Consider the following 16,961-nt stretch of genomic DNA (forward strand, 5'->3'; position numbering starts at 1 on the left):
CGGTCGCGCCTAGCGTGGGGCGGGTGAGCACCTCCTCCGTCCCGTACCTCGCCCGGCCGATCGTCTCGACCCAGTGGCTCGCCGACCAGCTCGGCCGCGAGCACCTCGTCGTCGTCGACGCCAGCGTGCTGCTCGTGCCCGGCTTCGACGGGCGGCCCGGCTACCTGAGCGGCGACGAGCAGTACCTCCTCGAGGGGCATGTCCCCGGCGCCGTGTTCGGCGACCTGCTCGAGCAGCTGTCCGATCCGGCGGCTCCCCTGCCCTTCACCCGGCTCGACCCGGAGCGCTTCGCCGCCGCGACGGCCGCGCTCGGCATCGACGACGACTCGGTGGTCGTCGTGTACGACTCCGCGGTCGGCCAGTGGGCCTCGCGCCTGTGGTGGCTGCTGCGCTCGGCCGGGCACGACGCCGTCGCGGTGCTCGACGGCGGGCTCCCGGCCTGGCGGCGGGAGGAGCGCCCGATCGAGACGGGGCACGTCGAGCCCGCCGTGAGCGGCGGCATCAGCGTGCGCGAGGAGCGGCCGCTCTGGATCGACAAGGCCGGCGTCGAGAGCGTCGTGCGCGGCGAGGCTCCCGGGGCGCTGGTCTGCGCGGTCCCGCCGAAGGAGTTCACCGGGGAGGAGGGGCGCCGACCCCGCCTCGGACACCTGCCGGGCTCGCGGAGCGTCCCCGCCGGGCGGCTCGTCGACCGGGCCGACAACACGCTCCTGCCGCCGGAGCGGCTGCGGTCTCTGTTCGGAGACGCTCTCCAGGCCGAGCGAATCGTCCTCTACTGCGGCGGCGGGATCGCCGCGACGGCCGATGCGCTCGCACTGGCGGTGCTCGGAGTCGACACGGCGGTCGTCTACGACGGCTCGCTCAACGAGTGGGCCGCCGACCCCGAGGCGCCGCTGGTGGTCACGGCCGCGTGAGCAGCTCCTCCGGGAGGCGGGTCGTCGGCAGGGCGCAGACGAAGGCCTCGCAGGAGTAGGCGGTCGGCAGCCCCTCCCGCGAGATCCGCCCCTCGAACAGCTCGAAGCCCGCGTCCGCCCAGTCCCGGGCGCCCTGGTCGGAGACGCCGACCAGCACGCCGATCCCGGCGGACCGCGCGCCCTGCACCGCCTCCGCCGCTCCGGGGCCCACGACGACCAGCTGCCGCACCGGGCGAGCCAGCCGCGAGGCGAGCCCGAGCACGGCGCCGAAGCCCATCGGCTGCCGGATCGCGCCCGGAGCGATCGAGGCGACGACCGCCTCGGCCGCCTCCCGGTAGCGCTGCGATCCGGTGAGCAGGTACAGCTCGTGCGCCGCGTCCGCCGTCGCCGACAGGCCCGAGGGGTAGGCGCCCTCGGAGGGGTCGGCCGCGAGCAGGAGTCCCCGCGCGGTCAGCGCCGGGTCCCCTCCCCCGGGCAGCGCGAACGGCAGCGGGCCGTCGGCCGCGTCGAGCGCGCCGTCGATCAGGGTGCGCGCCGCGACCGCGTAGCGCGGGCGGCCCTCCGCCAGGGCGAGCTCGAGGAGCCCGCCGGCCAGCATCCCGAGGTCCTCCAGCGCCGGGCGGGCCGCGGAGACGGCACCGTCGAGGGAGGCGCGCACCGCGACGCAGCCGTCGACGAGGTGCCGCTGCAGCACCGCGTCCGCCGCGCGCCGGGCGGCGTCGATCCACTCCTCCCGTCCGAGCACGCGTCCGGCGCGGGCGAGCGCGCGGATCGCCAGGCCGTTCCAGCCGGTGACGACCTTCTCGTCGAGAGCGGGTGGCGCGAGGCGGGACCGGTCCTCGGCGAGGTAGTAGCCGCCCTCCGAGCGCTGACCGTCGACGATGCTCTCCGAGTCCTGCGCCGACGCGAAGCCGCCGCCCGGCCGCTCGAGAGTGGTCAGGAGGAACGCGGCGACGCCCTCCGCGATCCCGGTCAGCTCCTCCACCCGGGCGCCGTCGTGCCCGAGCAGGACGGCCGCGACGTCCAGCAGCTGCGCGTTGTCGTACAGCATCCGCTCGTAGTGCGGATCGCTCCAGTCGGCCTGCGTCGCGTAGCGGAAGAAGCCCCCGTCGCGGTCGCGGAGAGGGGACGCGGCCAGCGCGAGCAGCGTGCGCTCGGCGAGCGCCGCTCCCGAGGGCCGCGAGGCCAGGAACCCGAGCACGGGGGCCACCGGGAACTTCGGGGCGCCGCCGAAGCCGCCGTGCACCCGGTCCTCCTCGTCCGCGAGTGCGCGGACGGCGCCGTCGAGCTCGGCGTCGCCGGGCAGTGCGGCATCGGCGGGCAGCGCCGCGGTCGCCTCGCGCAGGGCCGCGGCGAGGCCGCCCGCCGTCGCCTGCACCTCGTCGCGCCGCAGCCGCCACGCCTCCGAGACCGCGTCGAGGACGTCGGAGAAGGCGGGCACGCCACCGACGGCGCGCGGCGGGAAGTAGGTGCCGGCGAAGAAGGTCTCGCCGGCGGGGGTGGCGAAGGCCGTCAGCGGCCAGCCGAGCTGCCGGGTGAACGCGCTCGCGGCCGTCAGGTAGGCCGTGTCGACGTCCGGGTGCTCCTCGCGGTCGACCTTCACCGCGACGAAGTCCGCGTTCATCCGAGCGGCGAGCACCGGATCCGAGAACGACTCCCGCGCCATCACGTGGCACCAGTGGCAGGTGGAGTAGCCGATCGACACCATCACCGGGACGTCGCGGCGCACCGCCTCGGCGAACGCCTCCTCGCCCCAGGGGAACCAGTCGACCGGATTGTCCGCGTGCGAGCGGAGGTAGGGGCTGACACTGGAGCGCAGACGATCGGCCATGCGCTCCACGCTAGACGCGGGCGGAGCCTGCGGTCAGGGGGTTGCCGCGGGACGGAGGGTCAGGAGGTCCGCGGGGCGCCGACGTCCGCGGGTCTCCCCCGCCGTAGGGCCACCCGACCGCTCAGCGCTCGAAGAACCAGCCCGACGGCCGCTCCGTGCCGCGCACGACCGTGCCGCTTCCGCCGCTCCCGCCGCGACGGCCCACCGCCAGGTAGGCGAGGCTGCCGATGAACGGCGCGATCACGATGAACGCCACCCAGGAGACCTTCGCGACCTTCGAGAGCCTCGGGTTCGACAGCACGCCCCGGATTGCGAAGAGCAGCAGCACGATGTTCAGCACGACCAGCAGGGACTGCGGATTCATCGGGGTGCTCCACGGGATCGTGCGCCGCGGTCGACCGGCGCCGGAGCGCCCGACCGGGCAGGGTGGCCCGCGATGTTTCACGAGACAGGGCATTGTCGCACGCGGCGTAGGATGGAGGGCTCATGTCAGACGTGCTCAGCATCCGCTACCCGCCCGAACTCCCCGTGTCGGCGCGGCGCGAGGACATCGCCGCCGCGATCCGCGACCACCAGGTGGTCATCGTCGCCGGCGCGACCGGATCGGGCAAGACGACCCAGCTGCCGAAGATCTGCCTGGAGCTCGGCCGCGAGAGCATCGCGCACACGCAGCCCCGGCGCATCGCCGCGCGCACCATCGCCGAGCGCATCGCGGAGGAGCTCGACGACGAGGTCGGCGGGCTGGTCGGCTACCAGGTCCGGTTCACCGACAAGGCGTCCGCCTCGACGCGGATCAAGCTGATGACCGACGGCATCCTGCTCAACGAGATGAACCACGACCGGATGCTCAGCCGGTACGACACGATCATCATCGACGAGGCGCACGAGCGCAGCCTCAACATCGACTTCCTCCTGGGCTACCTGCACCGCCTGCTGCCGCAGCGCCCCGACCTGAAGGTGATCATCACCTCGGCGACGATCGACCCGCAGAGCTTCGCGGCCCACTTCGCCGACGCCGCCGGCGAGCCCGCGCCGATCATCGAGGTCTCCGGCCGCACCTACCCGGTCGAGATCCGCTACCGCCCGCTGGTCGCCGAGGAGCCGGAGGAGGACGACGACACCGACGTCCCCGACGCGACGAGCGGCAGCCGCGACCTGATGACCGGCATCGCCGACGCCCTGGCCGAGCTGGCGCGCGAGGATCCGGGCGACGTCCTGGTGTTCCTCTCGGGCGAGAACGAGATCCGCGACGCCGAGGACGCCATCCGCGGTCGGAACCTGCCGGGCACCGAGGTGCTCCCCCTCTACGGGCGCTTGTCGGCGGCCGATCAGCACCGCGTCTTCGAGAAGGGGCGCACCCCCGGCGTCCGCCGCCGCGTCGTGCTCGCGACCAACGTGGCGGAGACGAGCCTCACCGTCCCCGGGATCCGCTACGTGATCGACGGCGGCACGGCCCGCATCTCGCGCTACAGCGCGCGCTCGAAGGTGCAGCGGCTGCCGATCGAGGCGGTGTCGCAGGCCTCCGCGAACCAGCGCTCCGGCCGCTCGGGCCGCACCAGCGCGGGCATCGCGATCCGCCTCTACTCCGAGGAGGACTACCTCCGCCGCCCCGAGTACACCGATCCCGAGATCCTGCGCACGGGCCTGGCCGCGGTCATCCTGCAGATGATCTCGCTCGGACTGGGCGACATCGCCTCGTTCCCGTTCCTCACTCCGCCCGACTCCCGCGGCATCAAGGACGGCCTCGACCTGCTCACGGAGCTCGGCGCCCTCCGCGTCCCCGGCTCCGCCTCCGCCGCGCCGCGAGACGCCGCTCCGGTGCGCGGCACGCCGCCGAGCGCGCACTCGAGCGGCGTCCCGCGCAAGGGGGCGGAGGCCGCACCGCAGCTCACGCGCATCGGGCGCGACCTCGCGCGGCTCCCCATCGATCCGCGCTTCGGCCGGATGGTGATCGAGTCGCGCCGCCACGGCGTCAGCCGCGAGGTGATGGCGATCGTCGCGGGCCTCACGATCCAGGACGTCCGCGAGCGCCCTCTCGAGCGCCGCGCGCAGGCCGACCAGCAGCACGCGCGCTTCGTCGATCCCACCAGCGACTTCCTCACCCTGCTGAACCTCTGGAACTACGTGGAGGAGAAGCAGGAGGAGCTCTCCTCGAGCGCCTTCCGGCGCCTGTGCAAGTCCGAGTACCTCAACTACCTGCGCGTGCGCGAGTGGCAGGACGTGTTCCGCCAGCTGCGCCAGCTCGCGCGCCCCCTCAAGCTCGAGCTGGGCGAGCCGAAGGTCGACCCCGACGGGATCCACCGGAGCCTCCTGGCCGGCCTGCTCTCGCACCTGGGCATCAAGGACACCACCTCGCAGCAGGCGCAGCGCGCGGCGAAGAGCCGCGAGCGCCAGAACGTGCAGTACATCGGCGCCCGCAACGCGAAGTTCTCGATCTTCCCCGGCAGCGCCCTGGCGAAGAAGCTCCCCGACGCGGTGATGAGCGCCGAGCTGGTCGAGACCAGCCGCCTCTTCGCCCGCTCGAACGCCGCGATCGATCCGGCCTGGGCCGAGGCGATCGCGGGCGACCTCGTCAAGCGGCAGTTCAGCGAGCCGCACTGGGAGAAGGCGCAGGGCGCGGCCGTCGCCTACGAGAAGGTCACGCTCTACGGCGTGCCGATCATCGCCCGCCGCCGCGTGCAGTTCTCGCGGATCGACGCCTCGTACGCCCGCGAGCTGTTCATCCGTCACGCCCTCGTCGAGGGCGAGTGGGAGTCGCGCCACGCCTTCGACCGCAAGAACCGGGCCCTGCGGGCCGAGCTCGAGCGGCTGGAGGAGCGCACGCGCCGCCGCGACCTGCTCGTCGACGACGAGGCCGTGTTCGACTTCTACGACCGCCGACTCCCGCGCGACATCACCTCGGTGCGCTCGTTCGACTCCTGGTGGCGGACGACCCAGCACGACGAGCCCGACCTGCTGACGATGACGCAGGAGACGCTCCTCCCCGAGGACGCGGAGCAGATCGACGAGACCGCGTTCCCCACGCAGTGGCGCCAGGCCGACCAGCGCTTCCGCCTCTCGTACCGGTTCGAGCCGGGGACGGAGGAGGACGGAGTAACGGTGCACGTGCCGCTCGCGCTCCTGCCCCGCGTGACGCCCCTCGGCTTCGACTGGCTGGTGCCGGGACTCCGGGCCGAGCTGGTCACCGCGATGATCAAGGCGCTGCCCAAGCACCTGCGCCGGAACGTGGTGCCCGCGAACGACTGGGCGCGCAAGCTCACCGCGTCCCTGCCGCACGACGTGCCGAACCCGCCGACGGAGTCGTTCGCGGCGACCCTGGCCGGAGCGATCCGCCGCGAGGCCGGCGTGGTGGTGCAGCCCGAGGACTTCGACCTCGAGCGCATCCCCTCGCACCTGCGGGTCACCTTCGCCGTCGCCGACGAGCGGGGGCGCACGGTCGCCGCCGGCAAGGAGCTCGCCCCGCTGGCCGAGCGCCTGCGCGGTCGGGTCCGCGACGAGGTCGCCCGCGTGGTCGAGGCCCGGGTCCCCGACGCGCTCGAGCGCCGGGGCCTGAAGACCTGGGACATGCCGGAGCTGCCCCGCGTCACCGACACCCGGCAGGGCGGGAACACCATCCGCGCCTACCCCGCCCTGATCGACGACGGCGACTCGGTCTCGATCCGCCTGCTCGCCACGGCCGAGGACCAGGCGCGCGAGCACCCGCGCGGCGTGCGCCGCCTCCTCCTGCTCGCGACGCCGAGCCCCGTCGCCTACGTGCAGCAGCACCTCACCTCGAACGAGAAGCTCGTGCTCGCGCAGAGCCCGTACCAGAACACGACCGCGCTCTTCACCGACTGCCTGCTCGCCTGCGTCGACGCGGTCCTCTGGCGGATGAAGCCCGACGGGATGCTCTTCCTCCGCGCCGAGTTCGACGCCGTGCGCGACCGGGTCTCGGCGAGCGTCATGGACGCGATGTTCGAGACCGTGAAGACGGTCACGACGATCCTCACCACCGCCCGGGGCGTCGAGAAGGCGCTCAAGGCCTCGACGAGCATGGCGCTCCTGCCCGCTCTCACGGATGCCCGGGAGCAGCTCTCGGGCCTGGTCTACCCGGGCTTCGTCTCGGCGACCGGAGTGGAGCAACTGCGGCATCTCCCGCGCTACCTCGGCGGGATCACCGAGCGCTTCGGCAAGATCGCCGAGAACGTCGGGCGCGACCGCGTCTGGCTGAACGAGGTGCAGGCGGCCCAGGAGCTCTACCGCTCGGCAGGCGGCGTCGTGCCGCTGCCCGCGCACGCCCCGGAGCGGATCGCGCGCGCCCGCTGGATGATCGAGGAGCTGCGGGTGAGCTTCTTCGCGCAGTCGCTCGGCACCGCCGAGAGCGTGTCGCTGCAGCGGATCCGCAAGGTGCTGGCCGGCTGACGCGCCCCTCCGCCGAGGGAACCGCGACCCGTCGAGGGACCCTCGGGCAGCGGTCTCCCTCGACGAACCGCAGTCCCCTCCGGAGCGCTAGTGTCGTCCGGTGGGCAGCTACACCGATCTCCTGAAGACCCCCGGGGTGGGGCGCATCATCCTCGCGCAGCTGACCGCGCGCTTCCCGTTCGGGATGCTCTCGCTGGCGTTCCTCCTGCACGTGGAGCGGGTGCACCACTCCTACGCCGCCGCCGGCCTGGTGCTCGGCTCGATGTCGATCGGGCAGGCCATCGCCGGGCCGCTGACCAGCCGCCTGATGGGGCGGCTCGGGATGCGCCGCGTGCTGACGATCACCCTCGTGGTCTGCGCGGGCGCGATCATCGCGATGGCCGTGCTCCCGCTCGAGGTGTGGCAGTTCGTCGTGATCGGGTTCGTCGCCGGCCTGAGCATGCCGCCGGTGCAGCCGGCCGTGCGGACCATCTACCCCAAGATGGTCACCAGCTCGCAGCTGACCCCGCTCTTCTCGCTCGACGCCTCCGCGCAGGAGATCATCTGGGTGCTCGGCCCGGTGCTGGCGACGCTCGTGTCGATCCAGGTGTCGACGGTCGCGGGCATCCTGACCGCCGCCGCGTTCCTGATCGGCGGCGGGATCTGGTTCATCGCCTCGCCCGAGGTGGGCCGCGTCCGCATCCCGCGCTCGAAGCGCCGCCTCGGCGTGGTGCTCACGAAGCCCCCGGTGCTGCTGGCCACGGTCGTCGGCTTCCTCCTGATCGGCGCCTGCTCGGCGGTCGAGGCGGGCGTGGTCGCGGTGTTCGGCGAGGGCGGAGTCGAGTCGGGTGTCGTGCTCGCCGTGTTCGCGGCGGGCTCCCTGGTCGGCGGCCTCGCCCTCGGCCACATCCCGATCAGCCGGTGGGCGACCGCGCGGCGGATGCTGATCGTCACGGTCGGCATGGGCCTGGCGGCGGTCTCGACCGACTTCTGGTGGCTGTGCGTCACGCTGTTCCTCGCCGGCATCGGCATCGCCCCCGCTCTCGCGGCGCTGTTCGCGATCACCGCCTCGAGCGTGCGCTTCTCGGACACGGCGGAGGCCTACGGCTGGGTCGGCACCGGTCAGCTGATCGGCGCGGCGCTGGGCTCCGCGATCGCCGGCGTGCAGATCGACCAGGCCGGGCCGACCGCCGCCATCGTCGTCGCCGCTGCCTTCGCCCTGGTCGGCTTCCTGGTGCCCCTGCTCGGCCGCCGGTACCACCCGGATCTCCGCGGGCGCGACGCCAGCCCGCTGCCCGACACCGAGCCGGTCACGCTGCCCTCCTAGGCCGCCACCCCGGTTGTCCGGCGCCTGTCGGACACCCTAGGGTGAAGGCCCACGACGACGAGGGGACGGCATGGGACTGCGGGAGGACGCGGAGGAGCTGGTGCGCGAGCACCGGCGCGCCGCCGCCCGGACCGACCTCCTCGACCCCTGGTCCGATCCGGAGACCCCGGAGTGGTGCACGGAGCTCGCCGCCGCGCTCTGGCAGGGGTCCTTCCGCCCGAGTCCCGTCTACTTCCGCCGCGAGGAGTCCTCTCACGCCTGGCGCGGCCCGCACTCGACCCGCCTGCACCACCTCGGCTACGGGTGGCAGCTCACCGCGCACCGCGAGCAGCACGGGGTCGTCGCCTCCGAGACGGCGGTGGTCCTCGAGACGGGCTCCCTCTGGCGCGGACTCGGCATCGGCCGGCGCCCCGTGCGCGCGCTCCGCGGCCGGCTCGGCGTCGAGGGCCTGCAGGCGGGCCACGACGTGCACTTCGCCGCGCGCGGCATCGACGAGCGCAGTGACGCGGAGCGCGCCGAGCGGCGCCTCCTCTTCGGGGTGGCCGGTCTCGCGGCGCTGATCGAGGACGACGTGCACGTGGGACCGCACGGCGAGCTCGACTGGAGCGTCTGAGGCGCGTGCCAGCATGGGAGGCATGAGCGTCCCCCTGATCCCCCTCAACGACGGCCGCGCGATCCCCCAGCTCGGGCTCGGCGTCTACAAGATCGGCGACGGGGAGGCGGCCCGCACGGTCGCCGTCGCCCTGGAGGCCGGCTACCGGCACGTCGACACCGCCACCCTCTACGGCAACGAGCGCGGAGTCGGCGAGGGGATCCGCGCGAGCGGCCTCCCCCGCGAGCAGGTCTTCGTGACGACCAAGGTCTGGAACGACGACCACGGCTTCGACGAGACGCTCGCCGCCTTCGACCGGAGCCTCGAGCTGCTCGGCACCGACTACGTCGACCTCTACCTCGTGCACTGGCCGATCCCCTCGCGCGACCGCTACGTCGACACCTACCGCGCCCTCGAGCGCCTGCAGAGCGAGGGGCGGGCCCGCTCGATCGGCGTCTCGAATTTCGCCGAGGAGCACGTGCAGCGCCTGCTCGACGAGACGGGAGTGGTGCCGGCGATCAACCAGGTCGAGCTGCACCCGCGGCTGCCCCAGGAGGAGCTGCGCACCTTCGACGCCGCCCACGGGATCGTCACCGAGGCGTGGTCGCCGCTGGCCCGCGGGCGCCTCCTCGACGAGCCGGCCCTGGCCCGCGTCGCCGCGAAGCACGGCGTCTCGCCGGCGCAGGCGGTGCTGCGCTGGCACGTGCAGCTCGGCGTCGTCGTGATCCCGAAGTCGGTGACGCCGGAGCGGATCCGCGAGAACCTGGACGTCTTCGGCTTCGCCCTGGACGACGAGGACCTCGCCGCGATCGCCGGGCTCGCGACCGGTGAGCGCACCGGCCGCGACCCGCGCTTCGACTGAGGCTCCGGCGATGACGGCGGGCAGGGTCCTGCTCCTGCACGGCCTGGGCGGCTCGGGCCGCACCTGGTGGCGGCTGAGCCGCGAGCTGACCGCGGCGGGCTGGAGCGTCTCCGCTCCCGACCTGCGCGGACACGGCGACGGGCCGCGCGGCGGCTCCGCCCGCCACGACGCCTACGCCGACGACGCCCTCGCGCGGGGACCGTTCGACCTCGTCGTCGGGCACTCGCTCGGCGGAGCGGTCGCGGTGCGCGCCGCCGCCCGCGAGTCCGGCTGGGCGGGGCGCCTGGCGCTGCTGGACCCGGTGCTCCGGCTCGCCCCGGAGCAGCGGGCCGCCGTCCGCGCGGGCGAGCTCGCCGGTCTCGCGGTCTCGGCCGAGGAGCTCGCTGTCGCGCAGCCGCTCTGGGACGAGCGGGACCGGGCCGAGAAGCTCGCCGCGGTGCGGGCCGCCGATCCGGCCGCGGTCGCCGCGACGATCGACGACAACGACCCGTGGGACCTGCTGGCGGACCTGCCGGGCCTCCGCCCGCCGGTCCTCGTGCTGGCCGGCGACCCGCAGGTCGAGACGCTGCTCCCTCCCTCCCTCGCCGCCCTGGTGCTGCGCGCGAATCCGCGCATCCGGTACGCGGTCGTGGCGGGCGCAGGTCACAGCCCCCACCGCGACCGTCCGGAGGAGACGCTCGCGATGCTCCGCGAGTGGGCCGAGAGCCCGGCGACGGCCTGACCGGCCCGCCGGCCGGTCCGTGTTTCGTCCGGATGAAATCTGGCAGGGGGGACTGGGCCGCACCGTTTCCTGTGAATACCCTCGCAGAGGACGCGATCCCCTCCCAGTCTCGGGAGGCCCGCGTCGGGGCCGCCGACGCGGCGGCCCGTTCTCGAGGAGAGGGAGCCCCAGTGGCGCGAACCACCACGAACACCCCGAGTGGCCGCCGACGCCGCTCGCTGATCGGCTCGAGCGCGATGATCGGAGCGGGCGCCCTCGTCGCCGGCTTCGCCTTCGCGCCGACGGCGAGCGCCGTCGAGCCGGTCGACTTCGCCGACACCGTCACCGTCGACGGCATCATGACCCACCTGGAGGCGCTCCAGTCGATCGCGGACGCCAACGGCGGCACCCGCGCGATCGGCACTCCGGGCTACGAGCTGAGCGGCGCGTACGTCGAGGAGGTCCTCGCGGACGCCGGCTACACGACGCAGCGCCAGGACTTCACCACCGCGACGCAGACGATCGACGCGTTCACGCTGACCACCGGCACCGGCGCCGTCGGCACGCCGATGGAGTTCACTCCGTCGACGCCCGAGGGCGGCGTGACCGGCGAGCTCATCGCCCCCGTCGATCCGCTCGGCTGCACCACGGACGCCTGGACCGGCCTCGACGCCACCGGGAAGATCGCGCTCGTCAGCCGCGGCTCCTGCAGCTTCCTCGAGAAGTCGGTCGCCGCCGGTGCCGCCGGCGCCGCCGCGATCATCATCTACGACAACGCGCCGAGCGACGCCCTCAACGGGACGTTCGGCGGACAGGACGCGGCCGCCGTCCCCGGCGTCGGCGTCACGCAGGCCGAGGGGCAGGCGCTGCTGGCGTCGCTCCCCGCGAGCGTCTCGGTCCTCATCGACCAGACGACGACCGAGGTGGAGACCTTCAACATCGTCACGGAGACGCCGGGCGGCGACCACGACAACGTGGTCATGCTCGGCGCGCACCTCGACAGCGTGCCCGCCGGCCCCGGCATCAACGACAACGGCTCCGGATCCGCGACGCTGCTCGAGACGGCCGTGCAGCTGGCCGCCGCGGGCGACACGACCAACGCGGTCCGCTTCGCCTGGTGGGGCGCCGAGGAGGTGGGCCTGGTCGGCTCCTACACCTACGTCGACTCCCTGACGGAGGAGGACGCCTCGAAGATCGCGACCTACATGAACTTCGACATGGTCGCCTCGCCGAACTACGTGATCTCCGTCTACGACGCGGACCAGTCCACCTACGAGGCCCCCGTGGACGTGCCCGCCGGCTCGATCGCGACCGAGAAGGCGTTCACCGACTACTTCGACTCGATCGACCAGCCCTGGATCGACACCGCGTTCGACGGCCGCAGCGACTACGACGGCTTCATCTCGGTCGGCATCCCGTCCTCGGGCGTCTTCACCGGCGCTGACGACGTCAAGACGGAGGAGGAGGTCGCGCTGTTCGGCGGCACCGCCGGCATCACGCACGACCCGAACTACCACTCCGCCGCCGACGACATCGACAACATCAACCAGGAGGCGCTCGGCATCACGTCGAAGGCCATCGCCTTCGTGACCGCCTCGTTCGCCGCGGACACCTCCGCGATCGACGCCGAGAAGGACCCGACCACGCCGACCCCGACGCCGGAGCCCACCGTGGCCCCGACCGCCGAGCCGACCGTCGCTCCGACCGCGCAGCCGACCGTCGCCCCGACGACCGCGCCCACCACCGCGCCGACGGCCGCTCCCACCCCGAGCAGCACGCCGACCGCCGTGGCGCCGCACCCCGGCGGCCGCCCGCCCCTGGCCTCGACGGGAGCCGACGTCGGCCTGCCGCTGGGCCTCGGCGGACTGCTGATCGCCGGCGGCGTCGGCGGGCTCCTGCTCGCCGCGCTGCGCCGCCGGAGCGCCGAGCGCGGCTAGCCGCCACCGCCCCGGAGCCGTCCGGCCGTCGCTCCGCGACGACCGGGCGGCTCCGTCGTTCCGCCCTGAGGGGACCCCGGACCGTCGAGCTGCGGCGGGTCCCTTCGACGGTCGGGGGCTCCCTCACGTCCGACAGGGCTTCCGGCGGCCGGGGGACACGGTGTTCACTGGGCGCATGCGAGCCATCTGGAAGGGCGCGATCACCTTCGGCCTGGTCAACGTGCCGGTGAAGATCTACAGCGCGACCGAGGACCACGACATCCCGCTGCACCAGGTCCACGACAAGGACGGCGGACGGATCCGGTATCAGCGCAAGTGCGAGATCTGCGGCGAGGTCGTCACCTTCGACCACATCGACAAGGCCTACGACGACGGCGAGCGCACCGTGGTCCTGTCCAAGGACGAGCTCAAGGCGCTGCCGGAGGAGCGCGACCGCGAGATCGACGTCGTGCAGTTCGTGCCCAGCGAGCAGGTCGACCCGATCATGTTCGACCGCGCCTACATCCTGGAGCCCGACTCCTCCTCCCCCAAGGCCTACGTCCTGCTGCGCCGCACCCTCGAGCAGACGGACCGCACCGCGATCGTCGAGTTCGCGCTGCGGCAGAAGACCCGCCTCGCCGCGCTGCGCGTGCGCGGCAAGCTCCTGATGCTGCAGACCCTGCTCTGGGCGGACGAGGTGCGGGAGGTCGAGTTCCCGTCGCTGGAGGGCACCACTCGGATCGCGGCGCGCGAGCTCGAGATGTCGGCGCACCTGGTCGACTCCTACTCGGAGGACTTCGACGCGTCGAAGTTCCAGGACTCCTACCAGGCCGAGCTGCGCACCCTCATCGACGCGAAGATCGAGCAGGGCGACGCCCTCGACACCTCCGCGACCTTCGGCGAGAAGCCCGAGGAGGAGGGCGGCGGCGAGGTGCTCGACCTGATGGAGGCGCTGAAGCGCTCGGTCGAGCGCAGCCGCGGGGCGAAGGCGGGGGCGAAGGCGGACCCCGAGGAGAAGGCGCCGGCGAAGAAGCGGACGACGAGGAAGAAGGCCGACGAGGACGCCTCGGCCGACGAGGACTCGGCGCCGAGGAAGACCGCCGCCAAGAAGCCGCCGGCGAAGAAGAGCGCCGCGAAGACCGACGACGAGAAGGCCGCTCCGGAGAAGATCACCCCGAAGAAGAAGCCCGCCGCGAAGAAGGCGGCCTCGACGGCCGAAGCGGAGGAGGAGAAGGCGGCTTCCTGAGCCCCCGCTCCCCCTCGACCTCAGCCGAGGCGGACCGCCGCGCGACTCACGCGCACCACTCGTAGGGCGGGACCGAGCCCTCGGCGAGGGTGATGCCGTCCACGTAGTCCCGCTCGAGGTGGAAGAAGAGCGAGCTGCCGGACGCCCCGCTGACCACGGCGTAGTCGCCGTACATCTCGTCGCGCATCACCGCCGTATCGGGGTGCGCGGCCAGCAGCTCCGCGAGGGACGAGCCGAAGCCGATGTCGCGCCAGCTCCGCGGGGCCGGCGCGAAGGCCGACGAGCCCTGGACCACGACCATCAGGACCCGGTGCTCGTCGCTGTCCGCCCGGGCCACGACGTCCACGGAGACGGCGTCGCTCCCGGTGTCGATGTACCGGGCCCACGTGCAGTACTCGGGCAGCCCCTCGCTGACGAGCGGCACGTCGACCTCCACGTCGTCGAACGACTCGCCGAGCCCGATCGGCCCCACGGCGTCGAGCGTCACCTCCCAGGACGAGACGAGCGACGTCGTGAGGCTGGCCGCCGAGGCGTCGGGTCCGCAGGTGCAGACGACGATGCGGCGGATCGTCCCCGCGACCGCTCCGCCGCTGGAGCCGTCGTAGACGATCCGGTAGCCGCTCGCGCTGCCCGGGGCGGCGGCGAAGTCGGCCGACCAGCCGTCGTCGACGGCGACCGGCGCGGACGGAGCGCCGTAGATCGCCTGCGCGGCGGCGACATCGGCGCCGACCGCGACCCCGTCCGCGGTCGATGCTCCGGTCCTCGGGGTGATGGCGGTGAGCACGCCACCGCGGAACTCGAGCGTCGCGAAGGAGCACTCGACCAGGACGACCTCGACGGTCTCGCTCGTCACCGAGAAGCCGTCGAGCGCGAAGCGCGCCTGCTCGAGGGTCATCCCGAGGCGGGCCCTGCCGTAGCCCTCGGCCGTCACGAGGTCGCCGGTCGCGGTCGCCGCCCGCAGCCGTGCTGCGAGCTGGTCAGCGTCGGCCGCGTCGACGTAGCTGCCGGAGCCGAGGGTCGCGATGCACTGCAGCTGCGACTGCGCCTGCTCGTCGGCGTCGACCGCGAAGCCGATGACCTCGATCGAGAGCAGCGGATGCGCCTTCAGCACCTCGCCCGCGACCTCGCAGGAGGACGGCGGCGAGCAGGTGTCGACGCCGTCGCTGACGAGGACGATCGTCGCCGGCTCGTCGGTGGGCAGCTGCTCCGCCGCCGAGCGCAGCGCCGGGCCGATCGGGGTGAAGCCCGACTCGACGATGCCGGCGATCGCCGCCGTGAAGCCGACGGTGTCGACGGGCTGGACCGGCTGGAGGACGGTCACGTCGGAGCAGCCGGCCGCCCGCTCGGCGTCCGAGTTGCCGGTGCCGGTGCCGAAGACCGTCAGCCCGAGCTCGCTCGCCGGATCGAGTCCCTGGACGAGGGTCGTCGCGGCGGCCCGGGCGGCGTCCATGCGGGTGCCGCCCGTCGGGACGTCGCGGACCATCGAGCCGGAGGCGTCGAGGATGAGCATCGTCGGGACGCCGCCCGGGTCCGGGTCCGGGGCCGCGGCGGGGGCGTCGGCGGCCGGGATTCCGGCGGCGCTCGGGACGGCGTCGACCGGCTCCGGGTCGACCGCGGCGTTCGTCGAGGGCTCCACCGCAGCGCCGGGGAAGGGCAGGCCGGAGCCGCCACCGAGGAGCGTCGGCACCGTCAGCACGGCGCCCGTCACGAGCGTCAGCAGCACGAGCGCGCCGGCGGCGGTCGGCAGGATCCAGGCCCTGCTGCCTGCGGGGCGCGGGGAGCCGGAGGAGCGTGGGGTCATCGTGTCGTCCTCGGAGTCGGAGCGGGTGGCGAAGAAGAAGACGTCGGCGTCATGTGGAGCGCTCGCCGATCAGCACGTCGGCGATCACGAGACGCGTGCCGTCCCAGCGCATCGTCGCGGTGACCGGGCGGGTGGGCTGCGAGCCGCCGAGGTCCTCCCAGTACCAGGAGACTCGGAAGCCTCCATCAGCGTCGGCAGTCAGGTCGAGCACCTGGTCGCGATAGCCGCCAGGGACGATCTCGGGAAGTCCGATCGCATCGAGGACGCGTCCGTCGGCAGCGTAGAAGACGAGTGAGTCGGGCCAGTTGACTCCGCCGTGGCTGCAGCCGATCACCGAGACGCCAGCGGCGTCCGCGGTGGTCGGTGCTGCGAGGACGGCGAGGTGCGCCCCCGTCGAGACGCCCTCGTCGTGCAGGTACACGCCGCCCGGCTCGTCCGCGGGAGTCGGCAGGACGCCGTCGACGAGGGTCCCCGCGTCGAACTCGCAGAGCGCCGGCACAGGAGCGGAGGAGAAGAAGGCGGGCGAGAGCGCCGTCGCCGGCGCCTCCGGCAGGCCGTCCTGCGAGAGCGCCCACAGGCCGGTCGGCTCGGGGTCCGGCGTTACGGGCGTGCCGGAGGCGTAGCCGACCGCGGACGCCCCGTCCGCTCGGTTCTGCAGAGCCAGCAACGCGGATCGGGCGAGCCGCTCGGCGACCGCCTTGCCGAGCCCGGAGGAGTCCGGCGACTGCACGAGCCGGAAGACCTGGAGCACGTTCCCCGTGGTCGCCGTGACCACGGCCGTCGTGACTCCGACGTCGTCGCTGCGGACGCCGGCGAACCAGTGCACCGCATCGTCGGGCCCGTCCGAGGGCGCGGACCCGGTCCCGCTCTCGATCCAGGTCGTCGTCCGGAGCAGGTCGTAGTCCTGCGATCGCTCCTCGATGCGGTGGCAGCGCCCCGACGCACGCAGCAGATCGCCGTAGCGGTCCGCGGCAGCAGTCACGCTGGGCAGCAGGAGCAGCTCGCTCTCGAAGCCGGCGCCCGTGCGCGAGCGGTACCCGGCGGGGTGGAGAGCGTCGGCGTCGAGGATCGCCCGGCAGCTCTCCGGCTCGATCCCTCCACCGAGGAAGTCGGTGACCCGCTCGACGCCGAGCTCACCGTCGCCGGGGTCCACTCCGGTCAGCTCGCCGAGGACGCTCCCGCCGACGACGAGCGCCTCGAGCTCGGACGCGAGGTACGTCTCGTCGCCGGTGAGGGCGGCGGGGCTCGCGGGCACGACTCCGGAGGCGACGTCGCGGACGACGCCGCTCCCCCACGGCGTCGCGAGCGCCGCCCATGCGCCGGCGGCGACGACGAGCGCGGCGACGGTCGCGGTGACCGCGACGGAGACGGAGCGGCCGGCCATGTCAGACCGTC

The 16,961-nt window shown here is 73.6% G+C and carries 12 protein-coding genes; 8 read left to right on the forward strand and 4 right to left on the reverse strand.

Features of this window, described 5'->3' with window-relative positions; genetic code table 11:
• The first annotated feature begins 23 nt into the window (after nucleotides 1-23).
• Entirely contained in the window at nucleotides 24-911 is an 888-nt protein-coding gene (locus tag C5C35_RS07470) for a sulfurtransferase (RefSeq protein ID WP_181133801.1), read from the forward strand.
• On the opposite strand, the gene C5C35_RS07475 is transcribed toward C5C35_RS07470, so the two are convergent.
• The gene (locus C5C35_RS07475) at nucleotides 898-2,742 is read right to left on the reverse strand and encodes a thioredoxin domain-containing protein (RefSeq protein ID WP_104262861.1); all 1,845 of its coding nucleotides are present in this window, start codon (nucleotides 2,740-2,742) and stop codon (nucleotides 898-900) included. The genes C5C35_RS07470 and C5C35_RS07475 overlap by 14 nt on opposite strands.
• A gap of 121 nt (nucleotides 2,743-2,863) precedes the next feature.
• On the reverse strand, nucleotides 2,864-3,106 hold the full coding sequence (locus C5C35_RS07480; RefSeq protein WP_159939582.1) for a PLDc N-terminal domain-containing protein: 243 nt from the start codon (nucleotides 3,104-3,106) through the stop codon (nucleotides 2,864-2,866).
• Nucleotides 3,107-3,228: 122 nt separating this feature from the next.
• Between C5C35_RS07480 and hrpA the strand changes: the two genes are divergently transcribed.
• The 7 genes from hrpA (at nucleotide 3,229) to C5C35_RS07515 (ending at nucleotide 13,765) form a co-directional block, all read left to right on the forward strand.
• On the forward strand, nucleotides 3,229-7,143 hold the full coding sequence (hrpA, locus tag C5C35_RS07485; protein WP_104262862.1) for an ATP-dependent RNA helicase HrpA: 3,915 nt from the start codon (nucleotides 3,229-3,231) through the stop codon (nucleotides 7,141-7,143).
• Between the two features lie 100 nt (nucleotides 7,144-7,243).
• Nucleotides 7,244-8,449, forward strand: a complete 1,206-nt coding sequence (locus tag C5C35_RS07490; protein ID WP_104222308.1) for an MFS transporter — start codon at nucleotides 7,244-7,246, stop codon at nucleotides 8,447-8,449.
• Between the two features lie 70 nt (nucleotides 8,450-8,519).
• Entirely contained in the window at nucleotides 8,520-9,062 is a 543-nt protein-coding gene (locus C5C35_RS07495) for a hypothetical protein (RefSeq protein WP_104233702.1), read from the forward strand.
• Nucleotides 9,063-9,084: 22 nt separating this feature from the next.
• The gene (locus tag C5C35_RS07500; protein ID WP_104262863.1) at nucleotides 9,085-9,903 is read left to right on the forward strand and encodes an aldo/keto reductase; all 819 of its coding nucleotides are present in this window, start codon (nucleotides 9,085-9,087) and stop codon (nucleotides 9,901-9,903) included.
• A gap of 10 nt (nucleotides 9,904-9,913) precedes the next feature.
• Entirely contained in the window at nucleotides 9,914-10,624 is a 711-nt protein-coding gene (locus C5C35_RS07505; protein ID WP_146084575.1) for an alpha/beta fold hydrolase, read from the forward strand.
• A 170-nt stretch (nucleotides 10,625-10,794) separates the two neighbouring features.
• Nucleotides 10,795-12,540 (forward strand): M28 family peptidase, encoded by a 1,746-nt coding sequence (locus C5C35_RS07510; RefSeq protein WP_104262865.1) that lies wholly within the window; start codon nucleotides 10,795-10,797, stop codon nucleotides 12,538-12,540.
• Between the two features lie 175 nt (nucleotides 12,541-12,715).
• The gene (locus tag C5C35_RS07515; protein WP_104262866.1) at nucleotides 12,716-13,765 is read left to right on the forward strand and encodes a Ku protein; all 1,050 of its coding nucleotides are present in this window, start codon (nucleotides 12,716-12,718) and stop codon (nucleotides 13,763-13,765) included.
• Between the two features lie 46 nt (nucleotides 13,766-13,811).
• Here C5C35_RS07515 and C5C35_RS07520 read toward each other — a convergent pair whose 3' ends face one another.
• Both C5C35_RS07520 and C5C35_RS07525 read right to left on the reverse strand, forming a co-directional pair.
• On the reverse strand, nucleotides 13,812-15,566 hold the full coding sequence (locus tag C5C35_RS07520) for a VWA domain-containing protein (protein WP_104222301.1): 1,755 nt from the start codon (nucleotides 15,564-15,566) through the stop codon (nucleotides 13,812-13,814).
• A gap of 49 nt (nucleotides 15,567-15,615) precedes the next feature.
• Nucleotides 15,616-16,950: a hypothetical protein gene (locus tag C5C35_RS07525; RefSeq protein ID WP_104222299.1), complete on the reverse strand. Its 1,335-nt coding sequence runs from the start codon at nucleotides 16,948-16,950 to the stop codon at nucleotides 15,616-15,618.
• Between the last annotated feature and the right edge of the window lie 11 nt (nucleotides 16,951-16,961).

Source organism: Rathayibacter sp. AY1F8, from assembly GCF_002932165.1.
Lineage (GTDB): Bacteria > Actinomycetota > Actinomycetes > Actinomycetales > Microbacteriaceae > Rathayibacter.